The following is a 17,149-nucleotide window of genomic DNA, read 5'->3' on the forward strand; positions in this document are numbered from 1 at the left end:
CGGGGGCTCGGGCAGCCGGGCGGTGCGCTCGGACAACGGGTCTAGCGGTCGCGGTTGAGGCGCGTGGTCACCCACAGCAGGAGCAGCAGCACGCAGAAGGCGCCGCCACCGGTCAGGTAGGGGCTCAGGCTGTCGTGGTTGCCGCCGTGCTGCTCGGCACCCTCCGAGGCGAGAACGACCAGGTTGTGGGTGGTGGTGGAGAGGCTCATCAGGCAGGTACCTATCGAGTCGGGAGGGAGCGGAGACTTCCCTCACATCGTATGCGGGGGCCCCGGGCACCCTCACGCCGACTCAGGCGTTGGAGAGGATGGACGCGAGCACACAGGTCTATCCAGGGGGAGGGCGTCATGACGAACACCGGATCCGAGAAGGTACCGGCCCGGAACCGCAGGAGGTTCCCCGGCATCTCGTCGCGGGCCTACGAGCATCCGGCGGACCGCTCGGCGCTGGTCGCGCTGCGCAAACTCAGCGGGTTCGACACGGTGTTCAAGGCCCTCAGCGGGCTGCTGCCGGAGCGGAGCCTGCGCCTGCTGTTCCTGTCGGATTCGGTCCGGGTGGGCGAGACGCAGTTCCCCCACCTGCACGGGATGCTGCTCGACGCCTGCTACGTCCTGGACCTGGAGCAGGTCCCGCAGATGTACGTGCAGCAGGATCCGAAGCCGAACGCGATGTGCATCGGGCTGGACGAGCCGATCATCGTGGTGACGACGGGCCTGGTCGAACTGCTCGACGAGGAGGAGATGCGGGCGGTCGTCGGCCACGAGGTGGGCCACGCACTGTCCGGGCACGCCGTGTACCGCACGGTCCTGCTGTTCCTGACGAACCTGGCGCTCAAGGTGGCGTGGATCCCGCTGGGCAATGTGGCGATCATGGCGATCGTCACCGCGCTGCGGGAGTGGTTCCGCAAGTCGGAGCTGTCGGCGGACCGGGCCGGGCTGCTGGCGGGGCAGGACGTGCACGCCTCTATGCGCGGGCTGATGAAGCTGGCCGGCGGCCACCACCTGCACGAGATGAACGTGGACGCCTTCCTTGCGCAGGCCGAGGAGTACGAGGAGAGCGGTGACCTGCGGGACTCCGTCCTCAAGATCCTCAACATGCTGCCGCGCACGCATCCCTTCACCACGGTGCGAGCGGCCGAGCTCAAGAAGTGGTCGCAGAGCCGGGACTACCAGCGGATCATGGACGGCCACTACCCGCGGCGGGACGAGGACAAGGACACCTCGGTGGGCGACTCCTTCCGGGAGTCCGCCTCGCACTACGCGGACTCCGTGCGCAGCAGCAAGGATCCGCTGATGAAGCTGGTCGGCGACATAGCCGGCGGTGCGGGCGACCTCGGCGGCAAGCTCCGCGACGTGTTCACCGGCTCGGGTTCCGGCGCGGGCGGCGGTACGGGGGCGGGCGGAGCCGGCCACGGCGGGGACGGCAAGGGCGGGGCTACGGAGCAGTAGCCGCACCGTCCGGCGGGACCTGGCTCTCCGGCAGGGTCCGGCCTTCCGGCTCGGTCGCGCCGGGGGCGTCCGGGGGTGCGGGCGTCGCCAGGACGCCGCACAGCCCGGCCGTGCGCCTCGGGTGGCCGCTGGCGTACGGGTCGCTGGCCGGCGGCCCGACGGTGGTGGGCGCGGCTCCCGCGAGCAGCGGGCGGAAGCCGGCTGCCGGGTCGGTGGCGCAGTCCTGCGGTCCGGCCGTCACGTAGGCCGAGAGCAGCTCGGCACGCCGGGCCGTGAGGTCCGCGCGGTCGAAGCGCAGCAGCAGCTCGCGCCGGACGGTGAAGAGCGACGCGCCGTCGACGGCGGTCGGGGATCCGGTGGCGGGGCGGACCGCGTAGACGAAGGTGTGGTCGGTGGTCACCTCCAGCGCGTCGGGGGTGACCTCCTCGAAGCCGAGGGTGCCGTTCACCCGCACGCGTGAATCGGCGATCGCGGCGGTGCCCGGGTCGAAGCGGACCAGCCACCCGGTGGCGGCGTGCCGGCCGTCCCCGGAGGGCGAGGTCATGCTCTGGTCGAACTGCGACTGCTGGGCCGGGTCGAGCAGGACGCGTACGGGCCGGGAGGCGGTGCCGGCCAGGACGTCCGGGTCGAGCGAGGACTGCACCAGGTAGTCCTTGGCGATGGACAGCGCCGCGAGGATCTGGCTGTCGCTGAAATGCGGGGTGCGGCGCACGGCGGGCAGGCTGATCCCGGCCGCCCCGACGGCGTAGTGGGCCGCGGGGCTGTTCGCGTAGAGGTCAGCCGGGCTTCCGCCGGGGACGGGAACGGCCGGCGCGAGCGGGACGACGACACTGCCGAGCGGCTGGGCTTCGCCCTGGGGCGTGGGCACGTACGGGTTGCGCAGGCCCATGTACACCGCGGCCGCGAAGGCCGTGGCGATGAGCAGGACGAGCAGCATGCCCTGCCGGGCGCCCCTGCCGGGAGTGCCGGTGCGGTGCCCGGTCCCGCCGGCCGACCAGAGTGAGCGGCTGCGTACGGCCCGGGCGTGCTCGCCCATGCGTTCCTCGGCGGAGTACTCCTGGAGCCGGGCGGCGCGCACGAAGTCCTCGTCGAAGACGACGGACCGGTACTCGTCCGCCCGGAAGTCGTCGTCGCCCCCGCCGGTGCCTTCGGGGGTGCCGTTGGGTGGATCTCCTGGAACGGCCATCGCTTCTCCCCGCTGTCCCCGCTGTAGAGAAGCCCCCTGCTCCGGTCACGCGAGTGGGGTCGTGCTCAAGGGGTCGTACTTTCAGGGTTGGCGGCCGACGGGGTACGTAAACGCACCCGCGCCGGTGACTTCGCGCAGCGGGGTACTGGCCGGGGCCGGGGCGGGGTCCGAGTCGGCTTCGGCGCTCCGGTACACCGCGCTGAACGCCAGGGCGACCATGCCGAGTCCCATGACGACGGCCAGCACCCAGGCGACCGGACGGAGCCACGGGGAGCGTCCGCGGTAGGGCCGCAGGCGGCCTCCGTAGACGCCGTAGGGGCCGTCCGGGTACCCGTGGCCGTAGCCGCCGTGCTCCCAGCCGGGCTCGTCGAGGTCGTAGGCGTCGGCAGAGCCGTACCCGTAGCCGTCGTAGCCCTCGTAGTCGTCTTCGCCGGTCCGGCCACCGGCGACGCGCGCGGCCTCGGCGGCCTCGGCGCGGGCCCGGTCGGCGGCGCGCTGGCGCTCGGCCGCGCTCGGTTCGTGAATCTCGGCGTTCCGGACGAAGGCCTCGTCGAACACCACGGAGGCGAAGTCCTGATCCGCGCCTCCGCGGTCGTCGTCGGGCTCACCGTCGTCCGGGAACGGCTTGCCCCCCACGTCGTCCGGCACGGGGACAGCGTAGACCTGGGGGGCTGCTTTGGGCAGGGTGTGAGCGGAAATCCGGCCACACCGCGTGCGCCGTTCGGCTACCGGACGTGACCGTCGCCGGTGACGATGTACTTGGTGGAGGTCAGCTCGGGAAGGCCCATCGGGCCGCGGGCGTGCAGCTTCTGGGTGGAGATGCCGATCTCCGCGCCGAAGCCGAACTGACCACCGTCGGTGAACCGGGTGGAGGCGTTCACGGCGACCGTGGTCGAGTCGACCAGCTGGGTGAAGCGGCGGGCGGCGGCCTGGGAGGTGGTGACGATCGCCTCGGTGTGCCCGGAGGTCCAGCGGCGGATGTGGGTGACGGCCTCGTCGAGGGAGTCCACGACGGCGGCCGCGATGTCGTAGGAGAGGTACTCGGCGGCCCAGTCCTCGTCGGTGGCGGGCAGCGCGGTCACCTTGGTGCCTTCGGCGTACGAGAGCACCTCGCCGTCCCCGTGCACGGTGACGCCGGCGTCCGCGAGGGCGTCCAGCGCCAGGGGCAGGAAGGCGGCGGCGATGTCCCGGTGGACCAGGAGCGTCTCGGCGGAGTTGCAGACGGAGGGCCGCTGGGCCTTGGAGTTGACGAGGATGTCCACGGCCATGGCGAGGTCGGCCTGGGCGTCGACGTAGACGTGGCAGTTGCCGGTACCGGTCTCGATGACCGGGACGATGGACTCCTCGACCACGGTCTTGATGAGCGAGGCGCCGCCGCGCGGGATGAGGACGTCGACCAGGCCGCGGGCGCGCATCAGCTCGCGGACGGAGTCGCGGGACTCGCCGGGCACGAGCTGGATCGCGTCCGCGGGCAGGCCGGCGGAGACGATGGCGTCGCGGAGGATCCCGACCAGGGCGGTGTTCGAGGCGTAGGCGGAGGAACTGCCCCGCAGGAGGACGGCGTTGCCGGACTTGAGGCAGAGCGCGGCGGCGTCGACGGTGACGTTGGGGCGGGCCTCGTAGATGACGCCGACGACGCCGAGCGGGACGCGGATCTGGCGCAGGTCGATGCCGTTGGGGAGGGTCGAGCCGCGGACGACCTCACCGACGGGGTCGGGCAGGGCGGCGACGTCGCGCACGTCGGAGGCGATGGCGCGGACGCGCTCGGGGGTGAGGGTGAGGCGGTCGATGACGGTCTCACTGGTGCCGGCCGCGGCGGCCTTGGCGGTGTCGACCGCGTTGGCCTCGACGATCTCGGCCGTACGGGCCTCCAGCGCGTCCGCGATGGCCAGGAGGGCGGCGTCCTTGGCGGACCGCGGGAGCGGGGCGATGGCTGCGGCGGCGGCCTTGGCGGCTTGCGCGGTGGCGGTGACGGGGCTGGGGGCGTCGTACGAGGTCATGCGGCCCAGGGTAATCCCCGGGCGATCGGCGGCCGCCGGGATTCCACCCCCCGAGACGCCCCACCGTGAGGCTCCGCCGGGGGGCTCCGCCGGGGGGCTGCGGCGGGGGGTTGCGGCGGGCAGCGAGGGGGCCGGCCTGCTCCCCTCCGGGTCGTCCGGGGGCCGGCCCACAGCCCTGTCCGGGCGGAGCAGGGACCCGAGCCGCTGCCGCCGGCCGGGAGGGTGCCCGGCTCCGCCCGGGGGCGCTGCGCGGGCTTGCTCTCCGCCCCGCCCTTTCACCGTTTCCCGGGACTCCGCCCCGCACCCCGCGCCTCACCCGTAGGCGGCCGAATACCCCGGCGAAGCCGTACCCGGCGCCAAGCCACCGCGCCCTGCCGGGCGGCTATCCGGGCTCTGCCCGGACCCGCGCCTCAAACGCCGGCGGGGCTGGAAGTCCCCGGGCATGGGCCGCAAGTCCCGGACCCGCGCCTCAAACGCCGGCGGGGCTGGAGATGCCCGGGCCACAAGTCCCGGACCCGCGCCTCAAACGCCGGCGGGGCTGGAAGTGCCCGGCCCCGGGCCGCAAGCGGCAAGGGGTGCAGCCGTGGGCGAGAACGGGGCCGCGTCTAGTAAGGGTGCACGCCGACCGGGTGGGCCGGGGGTGGGCCGTAGCCCTCCGCGACGCGCTGGTGGTAGGTCGAGCGGTCGATGACCTCCAGGCCGACGATCTCCCACGGTGGCAGCCGCGCCGACGAGCGGTGCTCGCCCCACAGCCGCAGGGCGACGGCCGCCGCGTCGTGGAGGTCGCGGGCCTCCTCCCAGTACCGGATCTCCGCATGGTCGTCGGCATACCGGCTGGTCAGCAGAAACGGGTGATCATGCGCGAGCTGCTCCAGCCCGCGCCGCACCTCGCACAGCGGGGCCGGCTTGCCGGAGACGCTCAGGGTCACGTGCCAGAGACGGGAGGTGTCGCCCTGGTCCCCGCCTCCGCCGCCGTCACCGTCCCCGGTGCCGACGCTGGTCAGCGCTCGCCTCACCAGCCGCCTCCTGTCTGCTCCGCCACACCCCGCGTGTCCGTCTGCCTCTCACAGTTGACCAGTCCTTGGCCTGCCGTGCGGCGGTTTTGCCGAACCTCAGCCCTCCAGCAGCACCAGATCGTCCCGGTGGACGACCTCCCGCTCGTACGCGGGTCCGAGCTCTCGCGCGAGCTCGCGGGTGGATCGTCCCAGCAGCCTCGGGAGTTCCTTGGCATCGAAGTTGACCAGGCCCCTCGCCACCGCCCGGCCGTCCGCGGAGCGCAGCTCCACGGGGTCCCCGGCGACGAACTCCCCTTCCACCGCCGCGATTCCGGCGGGCAGCAGGGAGCTGCCGCGCTCGGTGACCGCGCGCACCGCCCCGTCGTCGAGTACGAGGTGTCCCTGGGGGGTCGAGGCGTGCTGGAGCCACAGCAGCCGGTCCGCCGAACGGCGGCCCGTCGCGTGGAAGAGGGTGCCCGTGCCGCGCCCGGCCAGGGCGTCCGCCGCCTGGCTCGCGGAGGTCAGGACGACCGGGATCCCGGCCGCCGCCGCGATCCGGGCGGCCTCGACCTTGGTGACCATGCCGCCGGTGCCGACGCCCGCCTTGCCGGCGCTGCCGATCGAGACGTGGGCGATGTCCTCGGGGCCGCGCACTTCCTCGACGCGGGTGGTGCCGGGCAGGGACGGGTCCCCGTCGTAGAGGCCGTCGACGTCGGAGAGCAGGACCAGCAGGTCGGCGCGGACGAGGTGGGCGACGAGGGCCGCCAGCCGGTCGTTGTCGCCGAAGCGGATCTCGTCCGTGGCCACGGTGTCGTTCTCGTTGACGACGGGCAGCGCCCCCATCACCAGGAGCTGGTCCAGGGTCCGGTAGGCGTTTCGGTAGTGCGCCCGCCGGCTGGTGTCGTCGCTGGTGAGGAGCACTTGGCCGACGCGGATGCCGTAGCGGGCGAAGGAGGCGGTGTACCGGGCGACGAGCAGGCCCTGTCCGACGCTCGCGGCGGCCTGCTGGCGGGCCAGGTCCTTGGGGCGGCGGCGCAGTCCGAGGGGGGAGAGTCCGGCGGCGATGGCGCCGGAGGAGACGAGCACTATCTCCTTCTCGCCGCCGCTGCGGGCCTTGGCCAGTACGTCGACCAGCGCGTCCACCCGGTCCGCGTCGAGACCGCCCGCCGCGGTGGTCAGCGAGGAGGATCCGACCTTGACCACGATCCTGCGCGCGTCGACGACGCTCTGCCTAGCCGCTGACACGTCTTCCCCTTGCCCCTCGCCTGCCTGATCCTTGCGCCCTCAATCTACGGGGTGGCCGGAGCGGGCCGCGCGGCGGTTTCAGAGCGTGGACCGGCTCCGGGCGGGCTCCTGCCCGGCCGCGGGGACCGCTCCGGGGACGAGGATCTTGCGGGAGAGGAGGAAGGTGAACGGGATCGCCACGACGGCCGCGACCAGCGGCGCGATCCGCGTGTCCATCCCGGCCCAGGTGACCAGGGCGTAGAGCCCGACCGACTGGATCACGTAGTTGGTGGCGTTGGTGAGCGGGAAGAGCGCGAACTTCTTCCAGGTCGGCCGGGTCCGGTAGGTGAAGTAGGTGTTCATGAAGAACGAGCCGACCATCGAGAGCAGGAAGGCCAGGGTGTAGGCGGCGAAGTACGGCATCCAGGGGTGCAGGAGCAGGTAGATGCCGAAGAAGGTGCCGGTGTTCACCCCGCCCACGAGGCCGAAGCGCAGGAGCTGCCCGAACTGCTCGCGCCGCGCACTGCGGCCGGGGCCGGGGCCGGCGTCTCCAACGCTGACGCCGCCGTTGCCGTCGCCATTGCCGTTGCCGCTGCCGTCGCCGTTGCCGGGGGTGCCGTCGGCCGTCATCCGCGGCTGCGCTCGACGATCACGGCCTCCGCGGCAGCGCCCCCGCGCTCCGCCTGCGCCCGCCCCGCGCCGTGCGCCTCCTTGACCAGGAAGTGGGGCCTGCGCTTGGTCTCGTAGTAGATGCGTCCGATGTACTCGCCGATCAGCCCGAGCATGATCATCTGCACGCCGCCGAGGCCCGTGATGAGCGCGACCAGGGTGACGTAACCGGGTGAGTCGACACCGTGGGTCATCGCCATCACCGTGATCCACAGCGCGTAGAGCCCGGTGAGGCCCACGAGCGACACGCCGAGCCAGATCCCGATCCGCAGCGGCCGGTTGTTGAAGGAGATCAGACCGTCCATCGCGTAGTTCAGCAGCGAGCCGAACTTCCACTTCGTCTCGCCGGCCTCGCGCTGGGCGTTGCGGTAGTCGAAGTGGACGGTGTCGAAGCCGATCCAGGAGAAGAGCCCCTTGGAGAAGCGGTTGTACTCCGGCAGCGCCAGCAGGGCGTCCACGGCCTGGCGGGAGAGCATCCGGAAGTCCCCGACACCGTCGGTGAGCTCGACGTCGACCCAGCGGTTGACGCCGCGGTAGTAGAGCCGGCTGAGCGCGGAGCGGACCTTCTTGTCCCCTTCGCGCGTGCGTCGGGCGATGATCTGGTCGTGCCCCTGGCGGTGGTAGTCGAGCATGGTGGCGATCAGCTCGGGCGGGTGCTGGAGGTCGGCGTCCATGATCACCACAGCGTCACCGGTGGCCTCGCGCAGGCCGGCGAGCATGCCGGCCTCCTTGCCGAAGTTCCGGCTGAACGAGACGTAGCGCGTCTGCTCGCCGTGCTCCGTGGCGATCTTGCGGAGCTTCTCCAGGGTGCCGTCCCGGCTCCCGTCGTCGACGTAACACACCTCATAGGTGACGGGCAGTGCGTCCAGGACCCTGCGGATCTCGACGTCGAAGCTGTCGATGACGGCTTCTTCGTTGTAGCAAGGGACAACTACCGACAGCTTGGTCATGAACACTTCCTGCTGGGTCCGAACGGGTGATTGTCGGCGACCGGACCCGCCACACACCTTTTCCTCAGAAGTATGCACGGCGGGGGCGGCCTGCCGGAGTCGGGCGTGACACACGGTAGCTTTGACGGGCGGGGGGTCCCCTCGGACGGAGTCCGGGGGCGGAATGGAACAAAGGGATCGAGGTGCACGTGCCTGACGTCTCCGTGGTCGTCATCGTCTATAACGACGCAGAGCGTCTGTCGACAGCCGTCCAGTCGGTTTTGGACCAGACCCTGCACGGGGTCGAAGTCGTGATCGTGGACGACTGCAGCAAGGACCGGTCCTACGCGGTCGCCCAGGAACTGGAGGCGGCGCACCCGGGCAGGGTCCGCGCCTTCCGGCTGCCGGAGAACAGCGGCGGCTGCGGCGCGCCCCGCAACCACGGCGTCCAGCAGGCCACCGGCACCTACGTCATGTTCCTGGACAGCGACGACGTGCTGGAACGCAACGCCTGCCGCAACATGGTCGCCGCGGCCGAACGGACCGGATCCGACCTCGTCTCGGGCATGTGCGTGCGCGTGCACCTGGACAACCGGTGGGGCAAGACCACCGAGTGGTACCCCTGGATCTACTCGCGCACCCGCACGCTGGAGTCGATCACCGAGTACCCGGACCTGCTGGTCTACGACACCCTCTCCACGAACAAGTGCTACCGGCGCGCGTTCCTGCTGGAGCAGGGCCTGGAGTTCCCGGTCCGCATCCACTACGAGGACCTGCTGTTCTCCGCGCAGGCGTACGTCGCCGCGCGCCGCATCACGCTGATCCCCAACCACGTCTACTTCTGGAACGTGGTGGAGAAGGCGGCGGCGAAGTCGATCAGCAACCGGCGCCACGAGATCGCGAACTTCGTCCACCGGATGGAGATCCACCGCCGCGTCGACGAGCTGCTGGCCGCCAAGGGCCACACCGACATCAAGACCGCCAAGGACGCCAAGTTCCTCAAGCACGACCTGGTGCTGCACCTGCGTGACCTGCCCCTGCTGGGCGACGCGTACCGCCAGGAGTTCGCCCGCCTGGCCAACGGCTACCTGGCCGGCATCGACCCGGCCGCGTACGACAGCGTCAACCACCTCCAGGCCATCTGCGCCTACCTGCTCGGCAAGGAGGACTGGGACAACCTGCTGCCGGCCGCCGACGCGATGACCAACAAGGGCCGCCTCACGTCGCCGCTGGCCGAGCGCGACGGCCGGATCTACTGGTGTGCCCGGCACCTCGACGACGCCGAGGGCCGCCGGATACTGGACGTCACCGAGCAGGGATTCCACACGACCCCGCTCCCCTCGCTGTCCCTCGGCAACCGCCTCACCTCGTACGAGGACGACGGGCGCGGCACCGTCACGCTGTCCGGCGCCGTCGTCAACCCGCTCGGCCGCATCGCGGAGGGGCAGGAGCTCAAGGCCACCCTCGAGTTCCGCGCCCGGCGCCAGATCGGCGTGCGCTCGTTCAGCTTCCCGGCGACAACCGTGCGCCACGCCGGTGACACGATCGAGTGGACCGCGACCGCCGACGTCGCGAGCACCGTCCGCCCGCTCGGCATCATCGACGCCGTCTGGGACGTCCGCCTCAAGTTGACGGCCGGCGGCGACCGGATCACCACCCGCGTCTCGGTCGGCGGGGTCGACCTGGAGTCGGCGGCCCGGCTGCGCGTGCGGCCCCGGCTGACCCGGCTGGTCTCCGACCGGTTCGAGCCGGAGGTGACCAAGAAGGGCAACCTCTCCTACGTCCTGACCGCCGAGGGCGCCGCCGCGCAGCGCACCCGGACGCTGATCGACAGCGCCATGCACGGCAAGGCCGCGGGCGTGGTCAAGCGCGGTCTGCGCAAGGCGCTGCGGGCCCGCCGCAACATCGGTTCGGGCGAGCAGAAGGTGAAGGTCTACCACGAGGTCTTCTCGAAGCTGCCGCTCAAGAAGGGCACCGTCGTCTTCGAGAGCCACATGGGCAAGCAGTACAGCGACAGCCCGAAGGCGATCTACGAGGAGATGGTGCGCCAGGGCGTGCCGTTCGAGGCGATCTGGTCGTACGCGGGTGCCAAGCCCACCGGCTTCCCCAAGGAGGCCACCCTGGTCCGCCGCTGGAGCTGGCCGTACCTGCGTGCGCTCGCGCAGGCCGAGTTCTGGGTCGACAACCAGGGCTTCCCACTGGCGCTGACCAAGCGCGCGGGCACCACCTACATCCAGACCTGGCACGGCTCCGCGCTCAAGCGGATGGGCTTCCACGAGCCCCGCACCAAGGCCCAGGGCAAGGCCGGACAGGACCGCTTCCAGGCGGCCGTGGACCGCTTCGACCACTTCCTGATCCGCTCCGAGCACGACGCCCGGACCCTCGCCAAGGGCTTCCGGCTGCGGGACGAGGTGCTGGAGCGCACCGGCTACCCGCGCAACGACGCCCTGGTCGAGGCGCACCGCGCCGAGGTGCAGAGCGGGGAGCGGGTGCGCGGGCCGCTCGCCGCCGAGCTGGGCATCGACCCCGACAAGCGGGTGCTGCTGTACGCGCCGACCTTCCGGGCGGGCGTCGACGGCGCGGTGGAGAACTTCGCCTTCCCCTTCGACGTGGAGGAGTTCGCGGACCGGCTGGGCGAGCGCTTCGTCCTGCTGGTGCGGACGCACTACCTCAACAGCGTCTCGCTGCCGCCGTCGGTCGCGGGCCGGGTGATCGACGTCTCCCGGCACCACGACATCACCCCGCTGCTGGCCCTCGCCGACGGCCTGATCACCGACTATTCGTCGGTGATGTTCGACTACGCGGTGCTGGACCGGCCGATGCTGTTCTTCGCCTACGACTACGAGGCGTACTCGACGGACATCCGCGGCACCTACTTCGACCTCAAGGAGAAGGCTCCGGGGCCGGTCGTGGCCACCGCCGACGAGCTGATGCAGGCCGTCTCCGCCTTCGACGAGGCCGACGCCAAGTACGCGGAGGCGCGCCAGCGCTTCCTCACCGAGTTCGGCGAGTACGACCGCGGGGACGCCGCCCGCCAGATCGTCGAGAAGTTCTTCACCAGGAGCGGCAAGTGAGCCAGCAGACCGCCGCCGGACCGTCCGACGCGTCCGCGCCGGACGGCCGTGACATCTTCCTCGTCTCCAACAGCGTGGACGAGCTCGGCGGTGTGACCACCTGGTCGCACCAGATGGCCCGGCTGTTCACCGACCGCGGCCACCGGGTCCACCTCATCGGGATCGCGCCGGTCGAGGAGGAGCTGCGGCAGAAGTTCCCGCAGGACCTGCCGTACGGGACGACGACGCTGTACGCGGCCCGTCCGCCGTCCGCCCGCCGGCTGACCGGCCTCAAGGGCCGGCTCAACGCCCCCGAGCGGCGCCGCCAGGCGGCCCGCCGCGCGGGGATGCGGGCCAAGGCCGAGACGCTGAACTCCCTGTTCCGCGCCGCCCGCCCGGGCGCCGTGGTCATCGTCACGCAGGTGTGGGCGATGGAGTGGGTGGCGCTCGCCGACACCAAGGGGCTCACCGTCATCGGTATGAGCCACGAGTCCTTCGAGGCCAGTCAGAAGTCCTCGCGCGGCGACCGGGTACGCCGCTTCTTCCAGGACGTCGACCGGCTGCTGGTGCTGACGCCCGAGGACGCGGACCTCTGGATCCGCGCGGGCGTGCAGAACGTGGACAGCATGCCGAACCCGCTGCCGTTCATGCCGGACTCCCCCGCGCCGCGCACGGAGAAGGTCGTCGCGAGCGTCGGCCGCCTCGCGTTCGAGAAGGGCATGGACCTGCTGCTCGACGCCTGGGCGGACGCCGCGCCGCGCCACCCCGACTGGGTCCTGCGGATCTACGGGGCGGGCGTGGAGGAGCCGAAGCTGCGGGCGCACGCCGCCGAGCTCGGCATCGAGGAGTCCGTGCAGTGGATGGGCAGCACCGACGACGTGCTGGGCGCGCTGCGCGGCGCTTCGGTCTTCGCGCAGGCCTCGCGGGCCGAGGGGTTCCCCATCACGCTGCTGGAGGCGATGGCCGCGGGCCTGCCGGTGGTCGCCTTCGACTGCGCGCCGGGCGTGCGGGAGATCGTGCGGCACGGTGAGGACGGGCTGCTGGCCAGGCTCGGCAACACGATGGAGCTGGCGGGGCACCTGGACGTGCTGATGTCCGACGGCGGTCTGCGCGACCGGCTGGGCGACACCGCGTTCCGCGAGGTCCGCCGGTACTCCAGTGCCGAGATCACCGACCGCTGGGAGGCGCTGTTCTCCTTCCTGGAGCGCTGACCTCCCCGCCCGCCGCATACGAAAGCCGCCCGCCCCGGACCGGATCCGGGGCGGGCGGCTTCGTACGTACCGGCTTCGTACGTACCGGCTAGCGGCCGGCGGGGTCGAGGGCGCCCTCGCGGTTGGCCTCCCAGCCCGCCCACGCGGAGGTGATCATCTCGCGGACGTCGTGCTTGGCCTTCCAGCCCAGCTCGGCTGCGATCTTGTCGGCCGAGGCCACGACCTTCGCCGGGTCGCCGGGGCGGCGCGGGGTGACCACGGGGGCGAGGTCGTGCCCGGTGTGGGCGTTCATCAGCTCGACCATCTCGCGGACGGAGACGCCCTCGCCGCGGCCGATGTTGACGGTGAGGTCCTGGTACTGGCCCTGCGCGCCCCACTCGGCGAGCTTGCGCGCGGCCACCACGTGGGCGTCCGCCAGGTCCTCGACGTGGATGTAGTCGCGGATGCAGGTGCCGTCCGGGGTCGGGTAGTCGTCGCCGAAGATCCGCGCGCCCTCACCGGCGCTGTAGCGCTCGAAGACCATCGGCACGAGGTTGAAGACGCCGGTGTCGGCGAGCTCGGGCGTGGCGGCGCCCGCCACGTTGAAGTAGCGCAGGCAGGCCGTGGAGATGCCGTGGGCCTTGCCGGCGGCGCGGACCAGCCATTCGCCGGCCAGCTTGGTCTCGCCGTACGGGCTCAGCGGCAGGCAGGGGGTGTCCTCGGTGACCAGGTCGACGTCCGGCATGCCGTAGACGGAGGCGGAGGAGGAGAACAGGAAGTTGCGGATGCCGGCGGCGGCCACCGCCTGGAGCAGGACCGTCAGGCCCTGCACGTTCTCGTTGTAGTAGTACAGCGGCTTCTCGACGGACTCGCCGACCTGCTTCTTGCCCGCGAGGTGCACCACGCCGGTGATCTCGTGCTGCGCGATGGTCTCGTCGAGGATCAGCCGGTCCAGGACCGAGCCGATCACCAGCGGCACGCCCTCCGGCACACGGCTCTCGTCGCCCGTGGAGAGGTCGTCGATGACGACGACCTGCTCTCCCGCGAGCAGCATCGCGCGGACGACGTGCGCGCCGATGTACCCGGCGCCACCGGTGATCAGAAATGTCATGCCTAGTCTCCCGAGTCCTGTCTGTCCTGTGGTCTTGCCGTGCCGTGCCGTGCCGGCCCTGCCCGGGCCGGCCGCGTCCTGCGCCTGTGCCTGGCGCGCCGGTCAGCCCGGCTTCGGCGCGGCCTTGGCCTTCATCTTGGCCGTGGCCCTGCCGAGCCGGTTGCGTACGAAGCTCAGCGCACCCGCCGCGCCCGGCGCGAGCCGGACCGCCAGCGAGCCGCCGGCCGTGCGGTACGGCTGCGCCAGCAGAACACCGTACCGGCTGCTGGGCAGGGCGCGTCTGCGGAGCAGGCCGTCGAGGGGGCGCGGGGAGGTCGTCAGGGAGCTCCCGTCGGCACACTCCACACCGATCTGCACGCCCCAGGCCTGCATCCCGCGCCGGCCCTGGCGCCGCCCGGCGTCCGCCAGCGGGGTGAGACGGAACGGCACGTCGCAGACCCAGCCGTCGCCGTCCTCGGCCGGGCGCAGCTCCACCGGCAGCCCTCGTACGGGTTCCCCGCCCGAGCGCGGCAGGAACACCGGCCGGACGGTGCGCGGCCCGGCCGCGGCGAGGCGCCCGTACAGGTCGTGCACCCGCAGGTGAAGCCCCGAGACGCCGGCCGCCCGGGCGTCGATGGTGACGGGCAGGTCTTGCGTCGGCAGTTCCGCCAGGCGGTCCAGCTCCACGGGCAGCTCCTGGCTCCACACCGGCAGCCCCTCGGCGGAGGTCGCGTACGGGGGCTCCAGGCGCGGTGGTTCCGCGGCGAAGCGGGCGAGCCGCGCGAGGTCGGCGGGCGGGGTCGCGGTCGCCCGCAGCACCCGCACGATCCAGCGGGCGTGCGCCCCCGCGGCCTCGATGTCGGCCTCGGCGAAACCGGCCAGGTACTCCCGCGTCAGGGTCCACCAGGCTGCCTGGTACTGCGGGTCCGGGCCGATCTCGCGCAGGTACATGCGCAGGTCGTACTCCAGGAACTTGACCTGGCAGGCGTGGCCCAGCTCCGGCGAGGACTCGGCGAGGATCCGGGACGCGGTGCGGTGGGCTTCGATCCGCGAACGCCAGTTGCCGACGTCCTTGCGGTCGAGGGAGATCGACACCTGCGCGGCGTCGCGGCGCACGTGCCAGACGTAGACGAGATCGCCGATCACCGCGATGCGCGGCTCCGCGGCCAGCACGCGCGCGGTGAAGACGAAGTCCTCGTAGCGGAAGCGGCCGTCGGGGAACCGGATGGCGTGCTCGTCCAGGAAGGCGCGCTCGTAGAGCTTGTTGACGCAGAGGGTGTCGCGGACCAGCTCGGTCCGCTGCGCGGGCCGCTCGATCACGTCACCGGCGGTGTACAGCTTCGGCACCCACGGCACGTCGAGGTGCTGCGGCAGCTCGCGCCGCACGCACGCGCCCACGGTGACCGGCGTCTTGTGTTCCCGCGCGGCGCCGACCAGGGCGTCGGCCGCACCCGGCGGCAGAACGTCGTCGCTGTCGAGGAACAGGACGTAGGGGGCGGTCGCCGCCGCGATCCCGTCGTTGCGAGGGGTCCCGCAGCCACCGCTGTTCTCGGTGCGGTGCAGGACCCTCACCCGTGGGTGCCGGGCGGCCAGGTCGTCCAGCACCCTCGCGGTGTCGTCGGAGGAGGCGTCGTTCACGGCGACGACCTCGGCGACCACCGGGCCCTGGGCGAGAGCCGAGGTAACGGCTTCGCCCACGAGCCCGGCGTCGTTGTACGCGATCACCACGACGGAAACGGTGGCGGCATTGGAGCTGGTCACCCAGTGGATCCTAGGCGACCCGGATAAAGGTCACCTCAACAGGACCGGTCACCACTCAGAAGGGGCGGAACTCGTCGTACTCCTGCTGCACGGAGTCGCTGCGCTTGGCGTCCCGCTCCTTGCGGCGCTGCGTGGCCGGGCGCGGGGCCTCCATGCGGTGGTCCTCGCCACGGCGGCCCAGCATCTCGGCGCCGGCCATCATGGTCGGCTCCCAGTCGAAGACCACGGCGTTCTCGTCGGAGCCGATGGCCACGCCGTCACCGGCGCGGGCGCCCGCCTTCTTGAGGGCGTCCTCGACACCGAGGCGGTTGAGGCGGTCGGCGAGGTAACCGACGGCCTCGTCGTTGTTGAAGTCGGTCTGGCGGACCCAGCGTTCGGGCTTCTCGCCGCGCACGTTGTAGACGTCCTCGACCTCGTCGTAGGTGACGGTGAAGCCGGCGTCGTCCACGGCCTTCGGGCGGATGACGATGCGGGTCGCCTCCTCCTTCGGCTTGCGGGCGCGCGCCTTCGCGACGACCTCGGCGAGGAAGTAGGAGAGCTCCTTGAGGCCCGTACGGGCGACGGCGGAGACCTCGAAGACCTTGTAGCCGCGGGCCTCCAGGTCGGGGCGGACCATGTCGGCGAGGTCCTGGCCGTCCGGGATGTCGACCTTGTTGAGGACGACGAGCCGCGGGCGCTTCTCCAGGCCGCCGCCGTAGATCTTGAGCTCTTCCTCGATGACGTCGAGGTCGGCCACCGGGTCGCGGTCGGACTCCAGGGTGGCGGTGTCCAGTACGTGCACCAGCACCGAGCAGCGCTCGACGTGGCGCAGGAACTCCAGGCCCAGGCCCTTGCCCTGGCTGGCTCCCGGGATCAGACCCGGGACGTCGGCGATCGTGTAGACGGTCGAGCCGGCCGTGACGACACCCAGGTTCGGGACGAGGGTGGTGAAGGGGTAGTCCGCGATCTTCGGCTTGGCGGCGGAGAGCACCGAGATCAGCGAGGACTTGCCGGCGCTCGGGAAGCCGACCAGCGCCACGTCGGCGACGGTCTTGAGCTCCAGGACGATGTCACCGGTGGTGCCGGGGACGCCGAGGAGCGCGAAGCCGGGCGCCTTGCGGCGCGCGGAGGACAGTGCGGCGTTGCCGAGACCGCCGCGGCCGCCCTCCGCGGCGACGTACGTGGTGCCCTGGCCGACGAGGTCGGCGAGGACGTTGCCCTCCTTGTCGAGGACGACGGTGCCGTCCGGCACGGGCAGGACCAGGTCCTGGCCGTCCTTGCCGGAGCGGTTGCCGCCCTCGCCGGGCTTGCCGTTGGTGGCCTTGCGGTGGGGGCTGTGGTGGTAGTCGAGCAGGGTCGTGATCGCCTGCTCCACCACGAGGATGACGTCGCCGCCACGGCCGCCGTTGCCGCCGTCGGGGCCGCCGAGCGGCTTGAACTTCTCCCGGTGAACGGAGGCGCAGCCGTGGCCCCCGTTACCCGCGGCGACGTGCAGCTCGACGCGGTCCACGAAGGTGGTCATGGGTGTTCCTCCAGATACATACGGGAATGTCCCGGGCAGGCCTTGCTGCCCATTAAAACGTGGTCTATATGACAACGCGCCGAGGGCGGACCTCTCTTCCCGG

Annotated in this window: 14 protein-coding genes; 3 read left to right on the plus strand and 11 right to left on the minus strand. The window is 71.8% G+C overall.

Features of this window, described 5'->3' with window-relative positions; translation table 11 throughout:
• Positions 1-41: 41 nt before the first annotated feature.
• Complete coding sequence (locus tag OHA81_RS11270) at positions 42-209, minus strand: hypothetical protein (RefSeq protein ID WP_190182442.1); 168 nt, start codon at positions 207-209, stop codon at positions 42-44.
• A gap of 138 nt (positions 210-347) precedes the next feature.
• Between OHA81_RS11270 and OHA81_RS11275 the strand changes: the two genes are divergently transcribed.
• Positions 348-1,448 carry a M48 family metallopeptidase gene (locus tag OHA81_RS11275; protein ID WP_329195151.1) on the plus strand — a complete coding sequence of 367 codons (1,101 nt, stop codon included), beginning with the start codon at positions 348-350 and terminating at the stop codon, positions 1,446-1,448.
• Here the strand turns inward: OHA81_RS11275 and OHA81_RS11280 are convergent.
• From OHA81_RS11280 to OHA81_RS11310, 7 genes are all read right to left on the minus strand, one after another.
• Complete coding sequence (locus OHA81_RS11280; RefSeq protein ID WP_329195153.1) at positions 1,435-2,634, minus strand: SCO2583 family membrane protein; 1,200 nt, start codon at positions 2,632-2,634, stop codon at positions 1,435-1,437. The genes OHA81_RS11275 and OHA81_RS11280 overlap by 14 nt on opposite strands.
• A gap of 81 nt (positions 2,635-2,715) precedes the next feature.
• Entirely contained in the window at positions 2,716-3,282 is a 567-nt protein-coding gene (locus OHA81_RS11285) for an SCO2584 family spore wall biosynthesis protein (protein WP_329195155.1), read from the minus strand.
• A gap of 77 nt (positions 3,283-3,359) precedes the next feature.
• Positions 3,360-4,634, minus strand: coding sequence for a glutamate-5-semialdehyde dehydrogenase (locus OHA81_RS11290; RefSeq protein ID WP_443056499.1), 1,275 nt, complete (start codon positions 4,632-4,634; stop codon positions 3,360-3,362).
• A gap of 605 nt (positions 4,635-5,239) precedes the next feature.
• Complete coding sequence (locus tag OHA81_RS11295; protein ID WP_329202172.1) at positions 5,240-5,638, minus strand: hypothetical protein; 399 nt, start codon at positions 5,636-5,638, stop codon at positions 5,240-5,242.
• Between the two features lie 108 nt (positions 5,639-5,746).
• The gene (proB, locus tag OHA81_RS11300) at positions 5,747-6,874 is read right to left on the minus strand and encodes a glutamate 5-kinase (RefSeq protein ID WP_329195157.1); all 1,128 of its coding nucleotides are present in this window, start codon (positions 6,872-6,874) and stop codon (positions 5,747-5,749) included.
• A 78-nt stretch (positions 6,875-6,952) separates the two neighbouring features.
• On the minus strand, positions 6,953-7,483 hold the full coding sequence (locus OHA81_RS11305) for a GtrA family protein (RefSeq protein WP_329195159.1): 531 nt from the start codon (positions 7,481-7,483) through the stop codon (positions 6,953-6,955).
• On the minus strand, positions 7,480-8,472 hold the full coding sequence (locus OHA81_RS11310; protein WP_329195161.1) for a glycosyltransferase family 2 protein: 993 nt from the start codon (positions 8,470-8,472) through the stop codon (positions 7,480-7,482). The genes OHA81_RS11305 and OHA81_RS11310 overlap by 4 nt, the downstream gene beginning before the upstream one ends.
• 182 nt (positions 8,473-8,654) lie before the next feature.
• Here OHA81_RS11310 and OHA81_RS11315 point away from each other — a divergent pair, with 182 nt between their 5' ends.
• Both OHA81_RS11315 and OHA81_RS11320 read left to right on the plus strand, forming a co-directional pair.
• Entirely contained in the window at positions 8,655-11,525 is a 2,871-nt protein-coding gene (locus OHA81_RS11315; protein WP_329195163.1) for a bifunctional glycosyltransferase/CDP-glycerol:glycerophosphate glycerophosphotransferase, read from the plus strand.
• A complete protein-coding gene (locus tag OHA81_RS11320; RefSeq protein ID WP_329195165.1) occupies positions 11,522-12,715 on the plus strand; it encodes a glycosyltransferase in 1,194 nt (397 codons plus the stop codon). The genes OHA81_RS11315 and OHA81_RS11320 overlap by 4 nt, the downstream gene beginning before the upstream one ends.
• 88 nt (positions 12,716-12,803) lie before the next feature.
• Here the strand turns inward: OHA81_RS11320 and galE are convergent, their stop codons facing one another.
• From galE to obgE, 3 genes are all read right to left on the minus strand, one after another.
• Positions 12,804-13,805, minus strand: coding sequence for a UDP-glucose 4-epimerase GalE (gene galE / locus OHA81_RS11325; protein WP_329195166.1), 1,002 nt, complete (start codon positions 13,803-13,805; stop codon positions 12,804-12,806).
• A 102-nt stretch (positions 13,806-13,907) separates the two neighbouring features.
• On the minus strand, positions 13,908-15,545 hold the full coding sequence (locus OHA81_RS11330; RefSeq protein WP_329195167.1) for a glycosyltransferase family 2 protein: 1,638 nt from the start codon (positions 15,543-15,545) through the stop codon (positions 13,908-13,910).
• Between the two features lie 55 nt (positions 15,546-15,600).
• On the minus strand, positions 15,601-17,046 hold the full coding sequence (gene obgE / locus OHA81_RS11335) for a GTPase ObgE (protein WP_329195168.1): 1,446 nt from the start codon (positions 17,044-17,046) through the stop codon (positions 15,601-15,603).
• Positions 17,047-17,149 lie beyond the last annotated feature (103 nt).

It is taken from the genome of Streptomyces sp. NBC_00667 (genome assembly GCF_036226825.1).
In the GTDB taxonomy this organism is placed as follows: Bacteria; Actinomycetota; Actinomycetes; order Streptomycetales; family Streptomycetaceae; genus Streptomyces.